The following is a 23,152-nucleotide window of genomic DNA, read 5'->3' on the forward strand; positions in this document are numbered from 1 at the left end:
AAAGGCGCGCAATTTGTGGTGGGCTTTTCCGAGCGTAACAGGCCGCCGGTACCGGATGGTATGCGTCGATGACGCAATTGCCGACACCGGAAGGCGCCGCGTCGGGTATCTCGCAACCGGTCCGACGTGGTGCTGGGCGGATCGACCACGCGATCTTGTGTTGCAGGCGTGAGACGGATTGCTGGGGCATTCGGCCTGTTCGCCCAGGTTGGACCGAAGTCGTGAGACACGGCAGGGCGGCCGCCGCCCGGAACCCATGTCAGGTTTGCTGATTGGTCGCGGGGATGGGCTGATATCGATTTAAAATGCTTGGTGAAGGCGCCATTAAAGCCGCCGCAACCCGCCGTCGAGAACCAAGGAATTAATTGAGACGTGTTGTGCACCAATCGGATAATTTTGGCAGGATCCGATGTGGTGATCGAGAGTCGAAAGCCGGTTCGCGGCAAACCGACACACTGGTTGTGAGTTTGCTGGCAACGCTGGGATCTGGACGTTCCCGTGGCGTTGGGGAGGCACGTTGACCGCGGACGGGACTTGTGAGAGCGATGTGCCCGCCGAGGTTGTGCAGCTGTTTTTGAGCAGCGCTCGAGCCGCGTGTGATCCGGTGTTGCGCAGGGCCGTCGAGTCGATGCCGGAACCGTTGGCGACGATGGCCGGCTACCACCTTGGCTGGTGGGATATCGATAGATCCGCCCTAGCAGGATCGTCGGGCACGTTCGTTCGCGCCGCTCTGGTCTGGGCGGCCGCCGCGGCCTGCGGCGGTGATGCCGGCAACGCGGCGCCGATTGCGGCGGCGGTGGAGTTGGTGCACAGCGGCACGTTGCTCCATGACGACGTGATGGCTGGGGAGGTGACCCGCGGCGGCAGGCGCGCGGTGTGGAGTATCTGGGGCATCGACAACGCGATCCTGTTGGGAGATGCGTTGCAGACTGCGGCTATTCGGACCCTGACCGACCTGCCTGACTCGGGCGTGGCGGTCCGGGCGGTCATGCGGTTGGAGACGTCGTGCCTGGACTTGTGTATCGGCTGGTTCGAGGATTGCGCATTCGAATGCGGTCAAGCCGGCCCGGTCGACAGTTACGAGCGGATGGCCGCAGGCAAGACTGCGGCCTTGATCGGTTGTTGTTGCGGTCTAGGCGCTTTGGCCGCCGATGCCGGCGATGCCACGATTGCGGCGTTGGAACGGTTCGGCCGTGAATTGGGTCTGGCGTTCCAATGCGTCAACGACCTTGGCCGCCGTAACGCGACACTGACGGTGGCGGCCGCACTGAACTCACGATCCGAAGCGGCCATCGAACCGGCGGCGCTCTGCCACTCCGGCAGTTTCATGGCAACCGGTGACATCGATCGCGCCGCAACCCTTGTCGACGTTGCCGCGGGACGCCACGCCGTGCAGCGATGCGCCGATCAACGCATTCAAGCGACTGTCGCGGCACTGCCCGATGCCGTGCGATCCCGCGATCTGATCGCGTTGTCGCAACTGATCTGCTGCCGGGAGCGCTGATGGCCGGGGAAAACGCCGTGGACATCGCCAGTTTTCGGCGCAACTCCCACGACGAGGTGCTGGACAACCTCACCAAAGGCATTGCTGGCGTGTTGCAGGATGCATTTGCCGACTCGCCGTGCCGCGACTTCTTCCTGTGGTGCTCGTCGCCGCAGAGTCCGGCGCAGCCCGAATGGCTGCGTCTCAGCGGCAGCGGAGCCACGCATGCGATGACGGAAAAGGTACTTCTGTACTCAATGGAGGACGCCCACGCCGAGCACCTGCTGGGACAAAGCCCCGCCCTAAACACGTACCTGGCTTTCGACGCTGTCGCCAACGATCTGGGCATCGGGCTCGGCATGGATCCTCGCCTCGACGGCCCCCACGAACGGCTGCGGCGCAAACTTGCGACCGATGTCAATCACGCGGCCATCCGTGCGCTATCGAGGCCAAGGCCCGCAGCGCCGATGTTGCTCGCCGATAGCCGCGCGAGCGCTCGTCGCATCGACTTCTTGATTCAGACGCCGAGTGGAGCTGCCTATTCACAGCTGGTCAAGGCCTTCAACGCACAATGCGGCCGGAATGTGCGAGCTGACGTGCGCGCCGCGCTGTGGCCGCTGCTCGTCGGCAACATCATCGCCGCTCGCGGGGTGCTGCGCGCCATCAGGGGACTGCGCTACGCCGAACCGGTGCGGCGCTATCTGCTCGGGCGCTACACCGGCGTCAATCGGATGATCGGCACGGGACTCAGGGGCGGAATCGGCCAGCGGCTGGAAAGCAGCGCCGATGCGATCTTGGCCTCCACCACCCTGGGGTACTACATCGCCTTCCTGCTGGACACACCCGAGTACCGCGACGTGCCGATGGAAGAGATCGATCTGCTCTTGTTCCGCGCACTTTCAGCGTGCAATCGTCTCGTCTGCCTGCTGAGCGACATCGGGCCCGAGTTGTTGAAGAATCAGTCCGGCCGTGAGGATCTGGCGAATCGGATCACCGATGCCACAGCGGCAACGGATTCCAGGTTCGATGAGGTGTTGGCCCGCGTGTGCGCCGACGACCCGATGACCACACGCTTGGAGAAGGACCTCACGCGCCGCCAAACCAATCTGGCTCTCGACTCGCTACATGCCTTGCCGGTGGCCAAGGCGGCGCCGGCCTTCGTCAAGCGATTGAACTATTTTGCCCATGCCTATGGCACGGCGGAGCGGTCGCTGATCGACGCATGTCAGGGTCTGCACCACCTCACCGGGCGTTCCGAGATTTCCAAGCTCGTCCTCAACTTCTTCAGCTTTCACGACTCGGACTACGCGAATTCATACAACTTGGTCGCCGGCGGATACAGCGGGGTTTCGCTGCGCATGGTCCCACCGGCCTAGATCACCGTACCCGCGAAGCGCTTGCCAGAGGCCGGCCGGTCTCAGCCGGGCCGGTGGGCGCAAAGATGCTGCGACACCACGTCGTTGAAGGTCTGCGGGTTTTCCAGGAATGGGAAGTGCGTGCCACCCCGCCGTCCCGGGACCCGGGCAAATTGCGCGCCGGGGATCTGCCGCCACATCCATCGTTGGGAAGCGATCGGCACATTGACCGAGTCGCCGGCCAGCACCAGCGTTGGCAAGCCGATGTGCGCCATCAGCCCGCGCCAGTCATGGGTTGCCACGTCAAAGATCAGGTCGGCGGCGCAGCGGCGGTCCAACGTCTGGCCTTGCTCCACGAGCCAGGCCAATTCATCTGCTCCGATGCCTTCGGAGACAACCTCGGTGACGAAGTCCGGACGCGGGTCATCGCCATCGGCGCGCAGCCGATCAGTGAACGCGAACAGTCCGGTGGGGTCCATCGTCGCTCCGGCCTCGAGAGCCTGGGCACCGGTCCACGCGGGATTTCTTAGCGCGCAGGGCATCTGGTCGACCAGCAGCAGCGAGGCGAGCCGATCGGTACCGAATAGCTCGAGGTAGGACCAGATCACCGCGCACCCCATCGAATGTCCGAGCAGATGGACCTGATCGAGTTGGTGCGTCTGCAATACGGTTCGCAGGTCGGCGGCAAGGCGGTGGATGTGATAGCCGAGCTGGGGGGTTGACGAACGACCGTGCCCGCGATGATCGATCGCCAGCACCCGCCATGTGTGCGACAAACCAGCCAGCTGATGGCGGAAGATCTGTGCGGTGAGCGACCAGCCGGGCAACAACACCAAGGCCGGGCCCTCGCCGGCCGCCGTGTGGCCGATCACGGTGCCGTCGTTGCAGACGGTTTCTCCCACTTCGATCCGGTGGGGCTGCGCAGCGGATTCCATAGGCTTCGACCCTAGGGCCGAGATTCGTTCAACCGGGTGAATTTCTTGCGACCGACGTTTACCGCACATCCGGGCCAGTGCCGGCCGATTCGGATAGCGGTGGGCGGTGTGTACATCGCGCCGACGTTTATGTGGCCGGCGCCGGGGGTATTTCAACTGCACCTGCAAACCCCCTTGGAGGACAGATGACTATCACCGGCGTTATCACTGCAATTCTCATCGGCACGGTAATCGGCGTGCTCGGCCGACTCGTCGTGCCAGGCCGACAATCCATCGGAGTGCTCGTCACCATCCTGGTCGGCGTCGTCTCCGCGTTCATCGGGACCGCGATCGCAAAGGCTGTCGGAATCCCGACCGCGACCAGTGGCGTCGACTGGCTCGAACTGCTGGTCCAGGTCATCGTGGCCGCTGTTGGCGTGGCCGCGGTTGCCTCGCTGATGGGCAGGCGGCACTCCGGCATCACCGGCGGTCGCCGTTCCGGACTGCTGCACTGACAGCCAGCCGACCCGTAATCCCGGCTGATCGTCTACGGCCGGGATTACGGCAGTCCTGCACCGGCTCCGACGGCACCGCGGCGGTCAATAGTCGCTAATGGTGATGCCGCCCAAGGTTATTCAAGGGGGTACCTTGGGCGGCATCCAGTGCGGACGGGAGTGCTCGCCGCGCAGGTGTCGGCCACTCGCCGGCGAGCCGGGCAGTCAGTCCGGGCGGAACCCAATGGTCACCGCGGCGATGTTCCAGATATCGTCGCAATATTCGGCGATCGCCCGATCTGAGGAAAACTTCCCGCTGTAGGCGGAGTTGAGAATCGACTTGCGAGTCCAGCTTTCGGTGTCTTGCCAGGTGTTGCTGACTTCCTGCTGGGCGCGCAGGTAGTCGGCGTAGTCGGCATTGACCAAGAACGGATCCCGCTCGCTCAGGTTGGCGATCAGCGGCGCAAACACCTCGGGGTCACCGCCGGAGAACGCTCCCGAACCAATCAACCCCAGAGCCGCCGAGAGTTCCGCGTTTTCGCGGATGTAGTCCCGGGGACGATAGCCCGCGGCCAAAACCCGCTGCACGTCCTGGACGGTCAGGCCGAACAGGAAGAAATTCTGCGCGCCCACCTGCTCGCGGATCTCGACGTTGGCCCCATCGAGGGTGCCGATGGTCAGTGCACCATTCATCATGAACTTCATGTTGCCCGTGCCGGATGCTTCCTTGCCGGCCGTGGAGATCTGCTCGGAGAGATCGGCCGCCGGATAGATCATCTGGCCGCTTTGCACATTGAAGTTCGGGATGAACGCGACCTTCATCCGGTCGTTGACGTCGGGATCGGAGTTGACGATTTCCGCGACGGAGTTGATCAGTTTGATGATGAGTTTGGCCATGATGTAGCCGGGTGCCGCCTTGCCGCCGAAAATGTATGCGCGCGGAGCGGTTTCCAGATCCGGATTGAGCTTGAGCCGGTGGTAGGCGGTGATGATGTGCAGCACGTTGAGATGCTGGCGCTTGTATTCGTGGATGCGCTTGACCTGGATGTCGAAAAGCCAGTCCGGGTCGAGCTCGATACCGGTGCAGGACCGCACATAATCCGATAGCCGGGCCTTGTTGGTTCGTTTGACGGCCCGCCACCGCTGCTGAAACGCCGGATCACCGGCCAACGGCGCCAGCTCGCTCAAGCGGTCCAGGTTGCGCAACCACCCAGGGCCGAGTGTTTCATCGAGCAGTTTGCGCAGGCCGGGATTGGCCAGGGCAACGAATCGGCGCGGGGTCACCCCGTTGGTCTTGTTGCTGAATCGCTGCGGCCACATCTCGTAGAAGTCTTTGAGCACAGTGGTTTTCAACAGCTCGGAGTGCAGCGCCGCGACACCGTTGACCGCGTGGCTGCCCACGGTCGCCAGATGCGCCATGCGGATGCTGCGGTCGCCGTCCTCGCCGATCAGCGACATCCGCCGGACCCGGTTCTCATCGCCGGGAAACCGTGCCCGTACCTCGTCGAGGAAACGCCGGTTGATCTCGTAGATGATCTCCAGATGTCGCGGCAGGAACCGTTCAAACATCGACAGGGGCCAGGTTTCGAGAGCTTCCGGCAACAGGGTGTGATTGGTGTAGGCCAGCGACGCCACGGTGATCCGCCAGGCCTCCTCCCAATTCAGGTCACGTTCATCGACCAGCAGCCGCATCAGCTCGGCCACGGCGATCGAGGGGTGGGTGTCGTTGAGTTGAATCGCCACGCGGTTGGGCAGCTCCTGCACGGGCAAGCCGGCGAAGTCCTCGAGCAGGTGCAGGATGTCCTGCAGCGAACAGGACACAAAGAAGTACTGCTGGGCCAGCCGCAGTTGTTTGCCGACTTCCGGCTCATCGTTGGGGTAGAGCACCTTGGTGACGGTTTCGGACACCACCTGGTCATCGACCGCCCGGTAGTAGTCGCCGGCGTTGAACGCATCCAGCGCCAGTGACTGGATGGCCCGGGCGCTCCACAGCGTGAGGGTGTTGCAGGTGTTGACTCCGTAGCCCTGAATGGGCGTGCCGTAGTAGACGCCCTTGACCGCGCGCTGGGGAATCCAGCGCACCCGGTATCTGTCCCGCTCATCGATGTAGGACTCGGTGAGGCCGCCCCAGCCGACCCGGTAGTTCAGTTCGGGTTTGACGATCTCCCAGGGATTGCCGTCGGCCAGCCAGTTGTCGGTCTTCTCCACCTGCCAGCCGTCGCGGATCTCCTGGTCGAAGATGCCGAACTCGTAGCGGATCCCGTAGCCGACCGCCGGGCGCTGCAGGGTGGCCAGCGAGTCCAGATAGCAGGCCGCGAGCCGGCCCAACCCTCCATTGCCCAGGCCGGGCTCCTCCTCGCAGGCCAGTACCTCGTCAAAATCTTGCCCCAGCGCGGTCAGCGCGGCGCGCGCCTCCTCCTCGATCTGCAGGTTGAGCAAGTTGTTGCCCAGGTGCGGGCCGAGCAGAAACTCCGCCGACAGGTAACAGGCCACTTTGCGGGAGAGATCCAGATAGGTCTGGGTGGTCTCGATCCAGCGCTGCTGCATCCGATCGCGCACAGCCAGCGCGAGCGCGCGGTAGTAATGCTTGGGCTCCAGCAGGGCCGCGGGACGCCCGAGCGAATAGCGCAGGTGGTCTTCAATCGCCTGACGCAGGGCATCGGAACTCATTCCGGTGCGCACATCGCCGACATTCGTGGCTGCGGTGGCCGCCTGGGCCGCGGGCAGAATGACATCACTCATGGTCGCGCTTCCCCCATTGGTTTCCAGCCGTCCTGATGCCTGCGAGTATCGCACCGGAGCGTGAATCGCTTCATGAATATCTGACGCCGCGACACCGCCGCGGCAGCACGGCGATGGCGGGCAGCGCCGAATCGATCATTCCCGCGGCGTCGGCTTCATCGACCCGATGAAGTAGGTCTCCTGGCCGGTCGGGTATCCGCCGCCGTCGGTGGCGATATGCACGTGGTCGTAGTGGTTGAGCGTTTCGGAGCCGTAGTCCGCCGTCCAGGTCGGCGCTCCGATGCCCGGGTAGATCTTCTGCCTCCAGATCACGTGAAGCACACCCCAGCGCTTGGCGTTGGCCAACGCGTAGCCGGCGATCTGGTTGCCCAGCTCGATTCCCTCGGGGCTGGCGTGGTCGGGGATCATCACGTCGATGGCCAACCCGTTGGGATGCCACTTCAACGGATCCTGCCGGAACCCGCCGATGGTGGTGATCTGGGGAAACAAGACGCTGATGGCGCGGGCCGCCCAGATGGTCTTGACCTGCAACCCACTTTCCGGCGCGACACCGGAGGGCAGGGAGAACTGGAATTCCTGAGCTGTCACAGGCACGTTCGCCGCCAGCGACTGGGCCTCCACCGGACTGGCGGTGTGCGGCGCGCTGACCGGTGCGGGTGCCGGGGATGCGGGGGACACCGGAGCGGCCGCCGGCGGCTCGACGCAACAGGGAGGCTTGGCGTTCTGGGCGTAGATCATGGCGGCCGACAAGGCCAGCGAGGCCGTGAATGCCAACCACCGGCCCCGGCCATTGCCGAAGACGTTAATGCCCACGAAACAGCACTCTAGTGTCGGGTGGGACGGGTGGGACAGTGTTTTGGTCGTTGGTTTTCTGGCTTTGTGCGCCGGCGGATGCTCGACCGGATCGGGCCGGTGCCGCCCGCGGTCTGGTCAGAACTGCGACGGTCCATAATCGGCTTCGACGCCAAAGCATCGGCACCGGTTGGTCGATGACGGCGGTTTGTTCGGGATCAGCTTGACCCAGAACCGGTTTCGGGGTCAGTCGCTTCAGGAACGGGGAGTCGCATGTGTACACGCATTCTCTACAGGACCGGCACGGGGACCTGCGTCACCGGACGCGGCATGGACTGGAACGACCTGGACATGCAAACGGACTGCTGGGTGTTTCCCCGCGGCATGCGCCGCGACGGCGGGGTGGGGGCGGGGTCGATCACGTGGACCTCGAAGTACGGCTCGGTGATCCTGAGCATCTACGACCTGGCGACCTCCGACGGCGTCAACGAAGCGGGGATGGTGGGCAACCTGCTCTACCTGACCGAGTCCGATTACGGCGACCAGGGCGCGCGGTCCAAGCCGACGATCTCGGTGGGGGCCTGGCTGCAGTACCTGCTCGACAATTTCGGCACGGTCGCTGAGGCGGTCGAGGCGATGAGCGCCGATCCGATGACGGTGGTCTCGGCCGACGCGCCGAACGGACGTGCCGCCTCGGTGCATGTCGCGTTGTCCGACGCCGGTGGCGATTCGGCGATCTTCGAGTACCTCGACGCCAAGCTGGTGATCCACCACAGTCGTGACCACACGGTGTTGACGAATTCGCCGGTATTCGAGCAGCAGCTCGCCATCAACACCTACTGGGATCTGATCGGCGGGCACAACATGCTGCCCGGAACCATCACCTCCGCGGACCGCTTTGTGCGCGCCAGCTACGCCCTGAAGGCGTCACCGCAATTCAGTGATCGGCGCCAGGCGGTGGCGGCGGTGTTCTCGCAGATGCGCTCGATCGGAGTACCGCTGGGCATGAGTGACCCCGACAAGCCCAACATCGCGTCCACGTTATGGCGATCGGTGGTCGACCACGACGCTCGGCGCTATTACTTCGACTCGGTGATCAACCCGTCGGTGATCTGGGTCGATCTCGACAAGGTCGATCTGACGCCCGCCGCGCAACCGATGAAGCTCACCGTCGGTGTCCCCGACGATCAGGGCGGCGATGTGTCGCAGAAGTTCGAGCCGGCCGCGCCGTTCCACTTCCTGGCACCGAGTCCGCGCTGAGCGCTGCGCCGCCTCGCGGCCCGACTCGGCGGCGGTGCCCGGCCGGATTCGGGCTACTCGTCGCCATTGGGTTGAGCAAATTCATCGGCGGCTAGTCTGTTGTTATAACTGGCTTACATTTGCCCTATAAATGTCCAACGAATCTGTGCGTCTTCGAGAGGTAGCGATATGCCTGTTCCGTCATCCGCGGTCTTCGAGCGTCTACTGAGCCTTGCCGCGATCAAGGACGTCGATGCTCGTCCGACCCGGACCATCGACGAGGTCTTTACTGGCAAACCGTTGACCACCATCCCGGTCGGCACCGCCGAAGACGTCGAGGCAGCGTTTGCCGAAGCTCGCGCGGCACAGGCCAACTGGGCGAAGCGTCCGGTCAGCGAACGCGCGGAGGTCATCCGCCGCTACCGCGATCTGGTCATCGAGAACCGCGAGTTTCTGATGGACCTGCTGCAGGCCGAGGCGGGCAAGGCGCGCTGGGCGGCGCAGGAGGAAGTCGTCGACCTGGTGGCCAACGCCAACTACTACGCACGCGTGTCCGCGGGCCTGCTAAAGCCCCGCACGGTACAGGCGCTGCTGCCCGGGATCGGCAAGACCACGGTCGGCTACCAGCCCAAAGGCGTGGTCGGGGTGATTTCGCCATGGAATTACCCCATGACGCTCACGGCGTCGGACTCGGTTCCCGCGCTGATCGCGGGTAACGCGGTGGTGCTCAAGCCGGACAGCCAGACGCCGTACTGCGCACTGGCGTGCGCCGAGCTGCTGTACCGGGCCGGCCTGCCGCGCGCGCTGTATGCGATCGTGCCGGGCCCGGGCTCGGTGGTGGGTACCGCGATCGCCGATAACTGCGACTACCTGATGTTCACCGGTTCGTCGGCGACGGGCAGCCGGCTCGCCGAGCACGCCGGCCGTCGGCTCATCGGTTTCTCGGCCGAACTGGGCGGCAAGAACGCGATGATCGTGACGCGCGGCGTCAACCTCGACAAGGTGGCCAAGGCGGCCACCCGCGCCTGCTTCTCCAACGCGGGCCAATTGTGCATCTCGATCGAGCGGATCTACGTCGAGAAAGACATCGCCGACGAGTTCACCCGCAAGTTCGGCGATGCGGTGCGAAGCATGAAGCTCGGTACCGCCTACGACTTCTCGGTCGACATGGGCAGCCTGATCTCCGAGGGACAGCTCAAGACCGTGTCCGGCCACGTGGATGACGCAACGGCCAAGGGCGCCAAGGTGATTGCGGGTGGCAAGGCTCGACCCGATGTCGGGCCGCTGTTCTACGAGCCGACCGTGCTGACCGATGTCACCCACGAAATGGAATGCGCGGACAACGAAACGTTTGGGCCGCTCGTCTCGATCTACCCGGTTGCCGACGTCGAGGAAGCCGTTGAGAAGGCCAACGACACCGAATACGGGCTCAACGCCAGCGTATGGGCGGGCTCGACCGCCGAGGGGGAGAAGATCGCCGCCCGGTTGCGGTCGGGAACGGTGAACGTCAACGAGGGCTATGCCTTCGCCTGGGGAAGCCTGAGCGCACCGATGGGCGGCATGGGAATCTCCGGGGTCGGCCGCAGGCACGGCCCCGAGGGGCTGCTCAAGTACACCGAATCGCAGACGATCGCCACCGCGCGGGTATTCAACCTCGATCCGCCGATGGGCGTCCCGCCCACCCTCTGGCAGAAGTCGCTCTTGCCGATCGTGCGCACGGTGATGAAGCTGCCCGGGCGGAAGTGACCGCTAGCCGCCGCTGGTTGCCGTCGCGGCTTGGGGTGGCCAGGCGAACGCATCCACCCCAGTGTCGATCTGTTGGCGGGTGCGCTTGTCCAGATCGGTGATGACCAGCGGCTTGCCCGGTGAGCTCTCCAGGTAGGCGACCACGTCGCCGGCTCCCCACCGGGGCCCCTGGACCTCGGCGGCGACGTTGGCGGCAATCGTTTGCGGCGCGCCGCCCGAGACATCGAGAAGCTGCAGGTTTTTCGACGATTCGCCTTCGCCGCTTCGGGTTTCGGTGAAAGCCAGCTCGCCGGAGGACAGCGCCGCGAGATCGGAGTAGTAGGAGCCGGCTCTGGCGAACACCGTCCTGGGAGCTCCGGCCGGATCGGTGCCGGTGCCGCCGGGTGCGGCGGCGGAATAGATGCCACCGTCGCGAAGCGCAAACGGGATCTCGGTGAAGTTCGGACCGGAGGCATCGCCGTTGGTGAACAGGATCGACCGACCGTCGCTGCCGTAGGCCACCGAATACGCGTTGGTGTCCATCGCGACCGGAGCCGAGGCCGCGCCGACCTCGAGGGCATTGACGTCGATGGGGGACACGTCGCTGCGCGCGTTCGCCCACGCGATGTGGTTGCCGTCCGGCGCCCACGCATATTGGTCGGCCGCGGCCGGGCGCTGCGGCGGCGACAGCACCGAGCCGGTGTCGGCGGCCGCGACGATCAGCAGGCCGCCGGCCATGGTGCCGTTGCTGTCGTTCTGCAGGAACGCGATCTGCTTGCCGGTTGGTGACCAGCGCGGGTTGACGATCTGCCCGAGTCGATGCCCGGGGGGCGGCGGGAGGGCGGCGGGGTCCACGAGTCGGTGGGGCGCCCCCGCCGGCGCATCCTCAGCCAGGTCGAGCACCCACAGCTCACCGCCGTAGTCCGAGGCGCTGTTCTTGTGGACATAGGCCACCCGCGTGCCGTCGGGGGACGGCGCCGGCTGCGTGTCGGCCGGTCCGTCGGTGAGCTTGCGTCCGGGGGTTCCGGCGGGATCGCTCACATACAGCGAACCCGCCTTGGCATAGAACAGCGCCGGCATCGAGGTTCCAGTGTTGGCGGTGGAGCGCTTGCTTGACGACGGTGACCCCGAATCGGCCGCTGGACTGCAGGCCGGCGCCATCAGTACCACAAGGTATGCCACTATCGGGGCGGCTGAGCGACGCCAGGCCATGCATCCCACCTTATCGGTTCCCGGAGGCTGCGCATGCGGTGAACAGCGGCGCGGGCGTCATCGGTGGGTGCTTCGGCCGTACCGCCGTTGCGCGCGTCGGTGTTTGGAACTAGCGTTGACGGGCGAGCCGAAATCATCTGCTGTACAACGGAGTTCCGTCGCGGGAACGGATGCCCGACGAGGCCGCGTGGCAGCGGGTTTCGGCATCGGGCGCGAAAGTTCAACGAGGACAGGGGCCTTGTCGCGGTCCGCTGTTTCGCCCGCGCGAGGTCACCTCGCGACCATACGATCCGAGCAGTGGCTAAAAGTCGCGCCGTATACTCATCGGCGTCACCGAGGGCAGGTCACCCGCGGAAATCACGGTCTTTGCGACCTGTGTCAATGCCTGGAACAACGCGTCCAGCTCGGCGTCGTCGAGACCGTCAAAGGCGCGCAGCGCCAGCGCATCGGTGGTGTTCTCCAGGTGCTCATGCAATTCGCGCCCGGCGGGCGCCAACGATCCTTCTTCGGTGAGCAGGCCGCGGCCGACCAGGCTGTTGACACAGGCTTGCCACTCGGCGTCGTCGTAGTGGCGGGTTAGTTTCATGTAGTCGTTGGGGACTCCGTCGGCCGCGCAGTGGAACACATTTGACTCGCGTCCGGAGACGCCGGCGGCCACCAGCACCGCTACGTGGCTGTCCCCGCGATGCTCGCGCAGCAGGGTCGTTGCGTGCCACAGCGCCGCGACCGGATCCTCTGGCCACGGCAGGGCGCGATTGGCGGCAAACAATGCGCGCCCCTCCAGCGAAGCCCGGCTGGCGGCGCTGCCGGCCAGCCGGCCAGCGCTGCGCACGTTGTCGTCGTCGGTGAGCCCGTAACGCCGTAGGGCAGCCACCGCCGAATCTTGGCGAGCCTGCAGCGCCAGCCGCGGCTCGGCGATGTCCCAGGCCGCGGGCAGGGCCTTGGCCACCCGTGCGGGTGCGAAGTTGTAGAAGGCGGCTGTCACGACCTCCGGCGCCACCTGGCCCAGCGGGGCCGATCGGGCGGCGAAATAGCCCATCCAGAATCCGCGGTACCCAAGGTTGGCCAGGGCTGCCCGGGCCTCCGGAGCAAAATATGTGACGGCGTGGATGGGTTCGAAGCGATCGTATAAACGCCGGGCCAACTCGGGTGTGCGTTGCATTCCCGAAGCTAACCACTTGGTGGCGCCCCGCGGGAGCGCACCCGCCCCGACGGGTCCCGCGGCGGCCGCCAGCACCGTGATCGCCCGGACTCGGGTCGGAAGGTCGCCTACGAGTTTTGCCGATTGATTGGCTAATGTCGCTGGACGGCGCCTTTGGTTCCGGTGAGCCCGCGGTATGTCCCGGCACCGAAGACGTCGCGCTCGAGGCCTGTCGATACGCGCCGGTGCGTACCCGACTGCCCACCCAGAAACGGAGTCAGCGATGAGCGCACGCGCGCAAACCGGGACCATCTCGACGCACGTACCTGCACGGCTGGACCGGTTGCCGTGGGGACGATTCCACTGGCGCGTCGTGATCGGGCTTGGCGGCGTGTGGGTCCTCGACGGGCTCGAAGTCACCATGGTCGGCAACGTGTCGGCGCGGCTGACCGAGCATGGCAGCGGGATCAACCTGACGCCCGCGCAGATCGGCGTGGCGGCGTCGTTCTACATCGCCGGGGCCTGTCTGGGGGCACTGTTCTTCGGCCACCTCACCGACCGCTTCGGGCGGCGCAACCTGTTTCTGTTGACCCTCGCGGTGTACCTGACGGCCACCGTGGCCACCGCATTCGCCTTCGCACCTTGGTATTTCTTCATCGCGCGTTTCTTCACCGGCTCCGGCATCGGGGGAGAGTACGCCGCGATCAACTCGGCGATCGACGAACTGATACCCGCCCGCGTGCGCGGCCGCGTTGACCTGATCATCAACGGCACCTATTGGCTGGGTTCGGCCGCTGGAGCGGCCGGGGCGCTGGTCCTGTTGGACACCTCGAATTTCGCGCCCAACATGGGGTGGCGGCTTGCCTTCGGCTTGGGTGCCATCTTCGGCATCTTTGTGCTGCTGGTCCGGCGCAACGTCCCGGAAAGCCCACGCTGGCTGTTCATTCATGGGCGTGAGCAGGAAGCCGAGCAGATCGTTCGGGAGATCGAGGAGGAAGTAGAACGCGACACCGGCCAGCGGTTACCTGACCCGCCGGGGCGGCCGCTCAAGATACGTCAGCGTCAAAGGATTTCCTTGTGGGAGATCGCCCGGGTCGCGTTTACCCGCTATCCGCGGCGGGCCTTTCTTGGGCTGGCGCTGTTCATCGGTCAAGCGTTCCTCTACAACGGGGTCACGTTCAATCTCGGCACGTTGCTAAGCGGCTTCTACGGTGTCGAATCCGGACACGTGCCGCTGTTTTTCATCGTGTGGGCGCTGAGCAACTTTGTCGGGCCCCTGGTGCTGGGGCGGCTCTTCGATACCGTCGGCCGCAAGCCCATGATCACGATGTCCTACATCGGATCCGCGGTGATAGCCGTGGTGCTCGCGGTGATATTTGTGAACCAGACCGGCGGTGTCTGGACGTTCATCATCGTGTTGGCGGCGGCGTTCTTCCTGGCATCGGCGGGCGCGAGCGCGGCCTACCTGACGGTCAGCGAGATCTTCCCGATGGAGACCCGAGCCCTGGCCATCGCCTTCTTCTACGCGGTGGGCACCGCGATCGGCGGCATCAGCGGCCCGCTGCTGTTCGGTCAGCTGATCGAGTCCGGGCAGCGTAGCCAGGTGTTCTGGTCGTTCATCATCGGTGCCGCGGTGATGGCCGTGGCCGGCCTGGTCGAACTCTGGCTCGGCATCGCCGTCGAACAGCGCCCACTGGAAGAGTTGGCGCTGCCGCTGACGGTGGCCGACGCCGAGGACGACGACGAACCGGCCGATGGGGCGGGCGCGCGGGGCGCGCAGCACCCCGGGAGCTGAGGCGGCGCCGCCGAAAAGCCGCGGGTGGCCGGCCGTGGGACGTTACGATCGGCGTCTGATCTGCCTTCAGCATCAAGGGCGCTTTCCGGGTGCGAAGCCAGGCCTTGACCGGGCCGACGAGAGGCGCGTGATGTCGTACGTGAGCGCGGTGCCCGAGGCGGTGTCGGCTGCGGCCACCGATCTGGCCGGCATCGGTTCAACGATCGCGGCGGCCAATGCCCTCGCCGCCGTCCCGACAACCGATCTGCTGGCCGCGGCTGCCGATGAGGTGTCGACGGCCATCGCGTCGCTGTTGGGCACGCATGCCCAGACCTATCAGACCCTCAGCGCCCAGGTGGCGGCGTTTCACCGCCAGCTGGTGGCGGGCTTGCACTCGGGCGCGGCCGCCTACACCGCCGCCGAGGCCGTCAACGCCGCGGCCGCGCAGAACCTGGATCTGGCCGTGTCGTTCAGCGGGGTGCAGCTGCTGCAGCGGGGCAGTGCCAATGCCACCACCGCGGGTTTTGGCTCGCTGGCGGTCGCCGTCGGCGAGAACAGCACCGCCCGGGTCGGCGGCGGCGTATTCAACGGTGCCTGCGCCATGGGGGCCGACAGTTTCGCGGCGGTCAACGACGTCACCGGGGGCGCTGCCGCCTCCGGCGGCTTCAACATGGCCGGAGCCTTCGGCGCCAGTGTCGCGTCGGTGAACACCGCGGGCTCCGACAACGGGGCCACCGCGAGCGCGGACGGCAGCTTCAACAACGCCTGGGCCTTCGACGGCAGCGCCGCCGAAGTCAACACCGCCCGCGCGGACGGTATGGACGCCGTCGCGGGGGCCACCGGCAGCTTCAACACGGTCGGAGCCTTCGGCGGCGGCGCCGCGCTGGTCAACGATGTGACCGCCCAGACGTTCACCGGCGCTGCCAACGCCGACGCCACCGGCAGCTTCAACCGGGCCTGGGCCTTTGACCAGTACAGCGACGCCGAGGTCAACCAAGCCATCGCCAACGCCAACCTGAACGGCACCGCCACCGCCAGCATCGTGGGCGACTTCAATGTGGCCGGGGCGGTCGGCAACAGCCTGGGCGCCGTCAACTTCGCCGATTCCGCCGCCACCGGCGACACCACCAGCGGCGTAGTGACCGGCAATTTCAACTCGGCCTGGGCCATCAGCGACATCCAGAACGCCGACGTGGCCACCGCCAACCCCGCGCTGGCGATGGACGGCGGCACCGCCGTCTCCCACGGCGACTTCAACGCCGTATTCGGCGTCGGTGGTGGCAGCGCTATTGCCAATGGCGCCACGGCGGTGACCGCGGGCACTGCCGCCGTCAGCGGCGGCGTTTTCAACACGGCCGCGGCGATCGGCTCGTCGACCTTAGCCGAAGTCAACCCCGCCAACGGCGGTGTGGCCATCGGTGCCGGAAACAATGCCTGGGCACTGGTCACCGATGCCCAGGCCAGCGCCGGTGCCGGGAACTTCAATCTCGCGCTCGCTCGCGCGTACAAGGCGGTGGCCGACGCGACCGGCGGCAACGGCATCGTCGATATCCAACCGCCGTTTTTCTGGTGAGCAGCAACCTGGACGGTGCCGGAAACCAGGTCCCGAAACTAGGTCCCGAAACTAGGTAAGGCCGGCTTCGACGGCCAGGCGCACCAGCCCCAGCTCGTTGCAGCGTTGTGCGAGGCCGGCCGACTCCGGATCGGGCTGCAGTCCCGCTGCGCGCAGCGTTTCGGCCAGCAATAGCTGAGCGCGCAACGCCGCCCACGGTCGTAGCGTGGCATCAATACCGGTCAACAGATCGCGAGCGCGTCGGTGGGCGTCAGCGCGGTCCTGCTCCGAACCGCCGGCCGACAGCAACCGAATAGCGGAGGCTTCATCGAGTTCGTAGGTGAGCGTGACGATTCCGTCGTCACTCGAGTTGTGGCGGGTATCGCGCAGCCGGGCAGAAACCGGCGGCGAGAGGCCGATGCCCAGCCTGACCCGCTCGTGGTTGATCGCCGCTGACAGTCGCGGTAGGTGCAGCTGGTCGGCGACCGCCATCCCAGCCTCCAGCCGCTCCGCCGCTGCGGCGCAATCCCCGTGCGCCGCATTGACTCTGGCGCCGGCCACAAACCGCGCCACCAGGTAGTCCACTCCGCCGCCCTCCGGGCTCAGCCGATAGCTCTCGTCGAGCAGGAGCTTGGCTTCGGTCAATTCGCCGACATCGTGCAGCATCTCACCGAGGAAGGCGCCGGCGATCCGCGTCGCGTTGGAGTTCGTTCCGCAACTCTGTGCGATCTCCACGGCTCGCCGGAACTCGGCGACCGCGGTCGCAATATCGAGCGCAAACTTGGCGGCCAAGCCCAGATAGCACCGCGCGTAGACGCTGACGAACGGGCCCATCATCTCTCGGTAGGGTGTTGCCCACGCCAAGAGGCGGCGCACTTGGTCGAACTGGAACCGGTAGAGCGCGGCGAACGCCGATACGTTTCCGGCGACCGCGGGCACCCGCGGATGAAACGTTTGCGGCCTCGAGAGTGCCTCGGCGACAAGCGTGTCCACCCGGTCGATGCGGTCGGCGAACGTGTCCGCGACCGCCTGTAGCACATCGGCTTCCACCCGCAGGTCGGCTTGGGTGGCCGGGTCCGCGTGATCGAGCGCCTTCGTGAACAGATTGAGCGCGGCGGGCACCTTGCGTTGCAGCAGGATGTTCGCCCAAGCGATGGCCAGTTGCAGCCGCTCCCGGGAGACGATCAGCCGTGGCGGCAGCTTCTTGACGATCTCGAGCAAGGTCGTCATCTTGGACTGTTCGAGCAGGTTGGTTTCGTCATCCTCGACGAAGTCGACGGCAAGAGCGGGATCGCCGGCCGCCAACGCGTGCTTGACGGCATCGTGGAGCCGGTCGTGTTCTTTGAGCCACAGCGCCGCGGTGCGATGCAGCTGCGCGACCCGCTGCGGATCGTCGCGTTCGAGCCGGCGGCGCAGAAACTCGGCGAACATCTGGTGGTAGTGAAACCAGCCCGGTTCCCCGTCGACCGGCTGCAGAAACAGGCCACGCTGGGCGACCTGCTCCAGCAACGCTTGGCCCCCGGGGCACCTGCGCCAGGGCCGAAGCCAGATCCGCGCATATTCGCTCGGGAATCGAGGTGGCCAGGACGAAATCGACGATCTCGGGTTCCAGTGAGGCCAAGACATTCTCGGCGAGGAACTCACCGATCACCTCGCTGGTGCCGCAGAGCTTGCCGACCAGCGTCGACGCGTCGGCGCCGCCTCGCACGGACAGCCCGGCCAGTTGCAGCCCGGCGGCCCAGCCATCGGTTGACTCGGTCAGGGCGGCCACATCGTTGCCGGTCAGCGATAACCCACCGAGGCTGTCGAAGAATGACGTCGCCTCGCCGGAGTCGAAACGCAAAGCCGCCGAGTCGATCTCGACCAGCTCATCGGCCAGTCGCAGTCTGCTCAACGGCAGTCCCGTCCGGGACCAGCTGGTGACGATGATCTGCAGGTGATGGCACCCGTGTTCGAGCAGAAAACTCAGGGCGGCGATGGTTTGGCTGTCGGACACGCGCTGCCAATCGTCGACGATCAGGGTGGTCGGCTCGTCGGCGTCGTGCAGGGCGTCGATGATCGACGTCAGTAGGTAGCGGCTCCCGTCGTCGCCGTGCTCCTCGAGTACGTGGTCCAGTGACTCGGCCACCCCCCGGATGCACCCGCCGGATCGACTCCAGCAGATGCGCCAGAAACCAGACGGGGTTGTTGTCGCCATCGTCGATCGTCAGCCACGCGACCGCGACGCCCGCGCGCACCAGTTCCTCGCGCCACTGGGCGGCCAGCGTGCTCTTGCCGTACCCCGAGGGCGCGTAGATCAGAATGAGCCGGCGCCGGCCGGCCGCGCTGAGCGCGTCGGTCAGCCGCCGGCGGCTGACCCGCGACCGGGCGGGAACCTGGGGACGATACTTGGTCGCGGGGGTGGGCGGTGCCGGGGTGCATGGGTGTCGTGTCCGTACGTCGACCGGGCGGTGGCCAGATCGCTGCGGGGCGCCCCCAACTCGACCGGGTGCGCCATCTCGTCGACGGCGACGCCATGTTCACGCTGAACTTGGCGAAGTTGCTCACCAAAAGCGGCGGCACTGTCGGGACGATCCGCGGGATCGCGCGCCATCGCCTTTTCGATCACCGAGGCCACGTCGGCCGGCAGGCCTTCCCCACGCAGATTCGGGATCGGTTGCGAGGTGATCCGCAGAAACTGGGCCACCACCTTTTCACCGCGGCGGCGCTCGAAGGCGGCATGACCGGTGATGGCGGAAAACAGTGTCGCACCAAGTGAATACACATCCGACTGCGGCGTCGGCGGTGCACCCTCGAGCACCTCGGGGGCGGTGAAGGCCGGGGAACCCGTAATCACCCCCGTCGAGGTCTGGAAACCTCCGGCGATCCTGGCGATGCCGAAGTCGGTGAGTTGCGGCTCGCCGTAATCGGAGATCAGGATGTTTCCCGGTTTGACGTCACGATGCAGCGTGCCTACCCGGTGCGCGGCCTCCAAGGCGCCGGCCACCTTGACCCCGAGCCGCACCACCTCGCCTCAGTCCAGCGGCCCGTTGCGCCGGACCAGCGCTTCTAGCGAGTCGTTCTGGTGATACTGCATCACCAGGAACGGACGGCCGGTCGCGGTGGTACCGACTTCGAGGATGGTGACGATGTGCGGGTGCCCGGACAATCGGCCCATCGCGCGTTGTTCACGCAGGAACCGATCGAGGTTGTCTGGATCGAGGTCAGCCGTCAAGACCTTGACCGCGACGGTGCGATCCAGGGACGGCTGGAAGGCGCGATAGACGATGCCGAAGCCACCGCGTCCGACTTCGGCGACGTTCTCGAATCCGGCATCGATGAGCTCGCCGGGGATACCCGAAATGCCACCCCGCTGGGCAGGGTGTGCCTGCGTTGTGTACGGAGCATCCTCAGCCATCGATGGTCACCATCCCTCGCTGAAACACCACCGTAACGCCCAGTGGCTCGGGTGCACAGGCCCTTTGCTCCAGCGCGCCCGAACGGCGTTGAGCGTGGGTCTAGCCGGATTCTGCGCTGACCCAGGCGCGGGCTTCCTCGGCTTGCGTCGGGGTGAAGGTGCGCAGCTCGCCGGGCATCAGGAACCCGACGAATTTCACTGTCTGCTTGATCCATTCGATGTTGGTGACCACGGCAAACCGCTCCCACCGGAGGAAGTGGCTGAATCCCAGCTTGGTGTCCTCCCACATGGCGCCAGGGTCAAAGCCGCCGAAATCCGAACCGATTTCGTAGTAGATGCGCACCTTGTCGTGGTTGAGCAGCCGCTTCTCGATATCGGGGATGACCACCGTCTCGTAGTCGTCCTTGGTGACATGCCCGTGACACACGAATGCCGCTACCTCGTCAGGAAAATCCGTCAATACCTCAATCATGCTGTCCTCCTCGTCGAGTGACTCGCACCCGTCCGGCCGGGCGCGCCGGTGGATGCAACCTCGACGCTATCCGGTGCGCGGTAGCCGAGTCAGGAGCAAATAGTCCCGACTTGACGAGGCTTTCTTCCTCCAGGCCGACTTCGAATCCCGCCAAACCGGCACGACGGTCGGCTGTTTGGTGTGTCGAAGCCCAGGCGGGCGCGGCTCGGCGTGACGGATGGCCGACATCGGTGTGGAATGGAGTCATTCGGCCCTGTTGCGGCGCGCAACGGCGATGCGAACGTGGGTTCAACAGATTGTGCGGTCGTGGGGCGGTGTGAAAACCGAGGTGGGAGGTGCGAGGGGTGACGGAGGCCACCGACGAACTGACGACACTGTCATTGGGACAGCTGCTCGATGAATTGGACAGCTCTGCACAAGGTTTGACCGCGACCGAGGCGTCGCAGCGATTGCAGCGATACGGCGCCAACGAGATAGCCGAACAGCGGCGCAACCCGGTGCTGGTTTTCCTCGGATATTTCTGGGCCCCGATCCCATGGATGATCGAGGCGGCGCTGGTGCTGTCGCTGGCGGCCCGGCACTGGACCGATGCCGCGATCATCGCGGGGCTGCTGATGATGAACGGCGGGGTGGCCTTCGTCGAAGAACATCAGGCGGCCAACGCAATCGCCGCGCTCAAGCAACGACTCGCCGCTTCGGCTCGGGTGCTGCGGGACCGCGCGTGGGTGACCGTTGCGTTGCGGGAGCTGGTACCGGGCGACGTGGTGCGGGTCCGGCTTGGCGATGTGGTGCCCGCCGACGTGCGGGTACTCGATGACGTGACGCTCGAGGTGGACCAATCGGCCCTGACCGGTGAATCGCTCGCCGTGTCGCGCGGGCAGGGGCAGGTCTTGTATTCGGGCTCGGTACTGGTGCGCGGCGAAGCCGACGCGGTGGTCTATGCGACCGGCGCCGCCTCATATTTCGGGCGCACCACCGCGCTGGTCGGTGAGGCGGGTACGGTCAGCCACTTTCAGCGCGCGGTGCTGCGTATCGGCAACTATCTGATCGTGCTGGCCGCGGCGCTGGTGGCGTTGACGGTGGCGGTCTCGCTGATCCGCGGCAACGCGGTGCTCGAGACACTGGAGTTCGCGCTCGTGGTGACCATCGCCTCGGTGCCGGTGGCATTGCCGGCGGTGCTGTTGGTGACCATGGCGGTCGGTGCCCGCAAGCTGGCCCGGCACCAGGCGGTGGTCAGCCATCTGCCCGCGGTCGAGGAACTCGGCGGTGTCGACCTGCTGTGCTCGGACAAGACCGGCACTCTTACCCAGAACCGGCTGGCGTTGACGGCCCAGTGGACGGCACCAGGTGTCGACAACCACGATCTACTCGGGGTTGCCGCCATGGCTTCGCGCTCCGAGAACAACGACGCCATCGATCTGGCCGTGCTGGCCGCCGCGGGTGCGCCGCCCGAAGTGCACGTGCAGGGGTTCACCCCGTTCGACCCGGTGAGCAAGCGCACCGAAGCCGCCATCGAGGACTCCGACGGGCGGCGATTCCGGGTGAGCAAAGGAGCACCGCAGATCATCGCCGCGTTGTGCGGGCAAGACGGGGTCAGCAGCCAGGTCAGCGATGTGGTTGACGGATTCGCCAGCCGCGGGTACCGCTCTCTTGGCGTGGCCCGCGCCGATGGCGACCAGACCTGGCGGCTGCTGGGAGTGCTGGCGCTGGCCGACCCCCAGCGTGCTGACTCCGCCGAGACCATCGCTGCGGCAAGGGAACTGGGTGTCGAGGTCAAAATGGTCACCGGTGATCAGGTGGCGATCGGCCGCGAAATCGCCGGTCAGGTGGGCCTGGGGGAGCAGATCCTGGACGCGGGCACGCTCGACAGCGCCGTTGACGACGACGAGTTGACGGTTCGGGTGGAAGCCTCCGACGGGTTCGCCCAGGTGTTTCCCGAACACAAGTACCGCATCGTCCGTCTGCTTCAGTGGCGCGGGCACATTGTGGGCATGACCGGTGACGGTGTCAACGACGCCCCCGCGCTCAAACAGGCCGACGCCGGCATCGCCGTTGCCGGGGCCACCGACGCCGCCCGCGCCGCCGCCGACGTCGTGTTGCTGGCCGAAGGGCTGTCGGTGATCGTGCACGCGATCCGCCAAGCCCGCGAGATCTTCGCCCGGATGACCAACTACGCCACCTACCGCATCGCCGAGACGATCCGGGTGCTGCTGTTGATCACTCTGGCGATCGTCTTCATGAACTTCTTCCCGGTCACCGCGGTCATGATCGTGTTCCTGGCGCTGCTCAACGACGGCGCGATCTTGGCCATCGCCTACGACCACGTCCGGGGCGCGAATCGGCCCACCGCCTGGGACATGCGCAGCGTGCTCACCATCGCTACCGCGCTGGGCATCATGGGGGTCGCCGAAACCTTCCTGCTCCTGGCGCTGGCCAAGCAGGTCTTTGGGCTGGATCAGGACCTGATCCGCACGCTGATCTTCCTTAAGCTGTCGGTATCGGGCCATCTGACCGTGTTCGTCACCCGTACCCGGCATGCGTTCTGGTCCAAGCCCGCGCCGGCACCCATACTGTTGGTCGCGGTCATCGGCACTCAGACCGTCGCCACCCTGATCGCCGTCTACGGTGCGCTCATGACACCGCTGGGCTGGCGTTGGGCCGCACTGGTGTGGGCATATGCGCTGTTCTGGTTCCTCATCGAAGACCGGGTCAAGCTGGCCACCCGCTACTGGCTCGACCGCCACGTGCGTCCCGACCGAACCCCCGGGCGCCCGAATCTTGTTCGAAACGCTGACAAGTGACGGCGCCGGCGTCGCCCCCGGCCAAGGGCAGCAGAGATTCCCCGGCGGGGCGCCAACGC

General features: G+C 65.9%; 14 protein-coding genes and 1 pseudogene. 8 read left to right on the forward strand and 7 right to left on the reverse strand.

Annotated elements, in window-relative coordinates; translation table 11 throughout:
• The first annotated feature begins 517 nt into the window (after positions 1 to 517).
• Positions 518 to 1,504 (forward strand): geranylgeranyl diphosphate synthase IdsB, encoded by a 987-nt coding sequence (gene idsB, locus MPSD_RS12890; protein ID WP_036426635.1) that lies wholly within the window; start codon positions 518 to 520, stop codon positions 1,502 to 1,504.
• Complete coding sequence (locus MPSD_RS12895) at positions 1,504 to 2,859, forward strand: hypothetical protein (RefSeq protein ID WP_036426633.1); 1,356 nt, start codon at positions 1,504 to 1,506, stop codon at positions 2,857 to 2,859. The genes idsB and MPSD_RS12895 overlap by 1 nt, the downstream gene beginning before the upstream one ends.
• Positions 2,860 to 2,900: 41 nt before the next feature.
• On the opposite strand, the gene MPSD_RS12900 is transcribed toward MPSD_RS12895, so the two are convergent.
• The gene (locus tag MPSD_RS12900) at positions 2,901 to 3,773 is read right to left on the reverse strand and encodes an alpha/beta fold hydrolase (protein WP_020787570.1); all 873 of its coding nucleotides are present in this window, start codon (positions 3,771 to 3,773) and stop codon (positions 2,901 to 2,903) included.
• 185 nt (positions 3,774 to 3,958) lie between these two features.
• On the opposite strand from MPSD_RS12900, the gene MPSD_RS12905 reads away from it, so the two are divergent.
• Positions 3,959 to 4,267, forward strand: a complete 309-nt coding sequence (locus MPSD_RS12905) for a GlsB/YeaQ/YmgE family stress response membrane protein (RefSeq protein ID WP_020787568.1) — start codon at positions 3,959 to 3,961, stop codon at positions 4,265 to 4,267.
• Between the two features lie 204 nt (positions 4,268 to 4,471).
• On the opposite strand, the gene MPSD_RS12910 is transcribed toward MPSD_RS12905, so the two are convergent.
• Both MPSD_RS12910 and MPSD_RS12915 read right to left on the reverse strand, forming a co-directional pair.
• Positions 4,472 to 6,916 carry a glycogen/starch/alpha-glucan phosphorylase gene (locus tag MPSD_RS12910; RefSeq protein WP_086085153.1) on the reverse strand — a complete coding sequence of 815 codons (2,445 nt, stop codon included), beginning with the start codon at positions 6,914 to 6,916 and terminating at the stop codon, positions 4,472 to 4,474.
• Positions 6,917 to 7,123: 207 nt separating this feature from the next.
• Complete coding sequence (locus MPSD_RS12915) at positions 7,124 to 7,801, reverse strand: VldE C-terminal domain-containing protein (RefSeq protein ID WP_020787565.1); 678 nt, start codon at positions 7,799 to 7,801, stop codon at positions 7,124 to 7,126.
• 252 nt (positions 7,802 to 8,053) lie between these two features.
• On the opposite strand from MPSD_RS12915, the gene MPSD_RS12920 reads away from it, so the two are divergent.
• Together MPSD_RS12920 and MPSD_RS12925 are read left to right on the forward strand one after the other, a co-directional pair.
• The gene (locus MPSD_RS12920; protein ID WP_036426631.1) at positions 8,054 to 9,040 is read left to right on the forward strand and encodes a linear amide C-N hydrolase; all 987 of its coding nucleotides are present in this window, start codon (positions 8,054 to 8,056) and stop codon (positions 9,038 to 9,040) included.
• A 168-nt stretch (positions 9,041 to 9,208) separates the two neighbouring features.
• Positions 9,209 to 10,765 (forward strand): succinic semialdehyde dehydrogenase, encoded by a 1,557-nt coding sequence (locus MPSD_RS12925; RefSeq protein ID WP_012394298.1) that lies wholly within the window; start codon positions 9,209 to 9,211, stop codon positions 10,763 to 10,765.
• A 3-nt stretch (positions 10,766 to 10,768) separates the two neighbouring features.
• Here MPSD_RS12925 and MPSD_RS12930 read toward each other — a convergent pair whose 3' ends face one another.
• Complete coding sequence (locus MPSD_RS12930; RefSeq protein ID WP_232022835.1) at positions 10,769 to 11,824, reverse strand: TolB family protein; 1,056 nt, start codon at positions 11,822 to 11,824, stop codon at positions 10,769 to 10,771.
• A gap of 433 nt (positions 11,825 to 12,257) precedes the next feature.
• Positions 12,258 to 13,118, reverse strand: coding sequence for an SCO6745 family protein (locus MPSD_RS12935; protein ID WP_036427352.1), 861 nt, complete (start codon positions 13,116 to 13,118; stop codon positions 12,258 to 12,260).
• 262 nt (positions 13,119 to 13,380) lie between these two features.
• Between MPSD_RS12935 and MPSD_RS12940 the strand changes: the two genes are divergently transcribed.
• Both MPSD_RS12940 and MPSD_RS12945 read left to right on the forward strand, forming a co-directional pair.
• A complete protein-coding gene (locus MPSD_RS12940; protein ID WP_020787560.1) occupies positions 13,381 to 14,892 on the forward strand; it encodes an MFS transporter in 1,512 nt (503 codons plus the stop codon).
• A gap of 130 nt (positions 14,893 to 15,022) precedes the next feature.
• Positions 15,023 to 16,444: a PE family protein gene (locus tag MPSD_RS12945; protein WP_036427350.1), complete on the forward strand. Its 1,422-nt coding sequence runs from the start codon at positions 15,023 to 15,025 to the stop codon at positions 16,442 to 16,444.
• A 51-nt stretch (positions 16,445 to 16,495) separates the two neighbouring features.
• On the opposite strand, the pseudogene MPSD_RS31050 reads toward MPSD_RS12945, so the two are convergent.
• Both MPSD_RS31050 and MPSD_RS12955 read right to left on the reverse strand, forming a co-directional pair.
• Positions 16,496 to 19,820, reverse strand: a pseudogene (locus MPSD_RS31050) (protein kinase domain-containing protein).
• 100 nt (positions 19,821 to 19,920) lie between these two features.
• On the reverse strand, positions 19,921 to 20,292 hold the full coding sequence (locus tag MPSD_RS12955) for a SpoIIAA family protein (RefSeq protein WP_011741014.1): 372 nt from the start codon (positions 20,290 to 20,292) through the stop codon (positions 19,921 to 19,923).
• Positions 20,293 to 20,636: 344 nt separating this feature from the next.
• On the opposite strand from MPSD_RS12955, the gene MPSD_RS12960 reads away from it, so the two are divergent.
• Positions 20,637 to 23,093 (forward strand): plasma-membrane proton-efflux P-type ATPase, encoded by a 2,457-nt coding sequence (locus MPSD_RS12960; RefSeq protein ID WP_020787555.1) that lies wholly within the window; start codon positions 20,637 to 20,639, stop codon positions 23,091 to 23,093.
• The last annotated feature ends 59 nt before the right edge of the window (positions 23,094 to 23,152 follow it).

Origin of the sequence: Mycobacterium pseudoshottsii JCM 15466, assembly GCF_003584745.1 — a bacterium.
Lineage (GTDB): Bacteria > Actinomycetota > Actinomycetes > Mycobacteriales > Mycobacteriaceae > Mycobacterium > Mycobacterium marinum.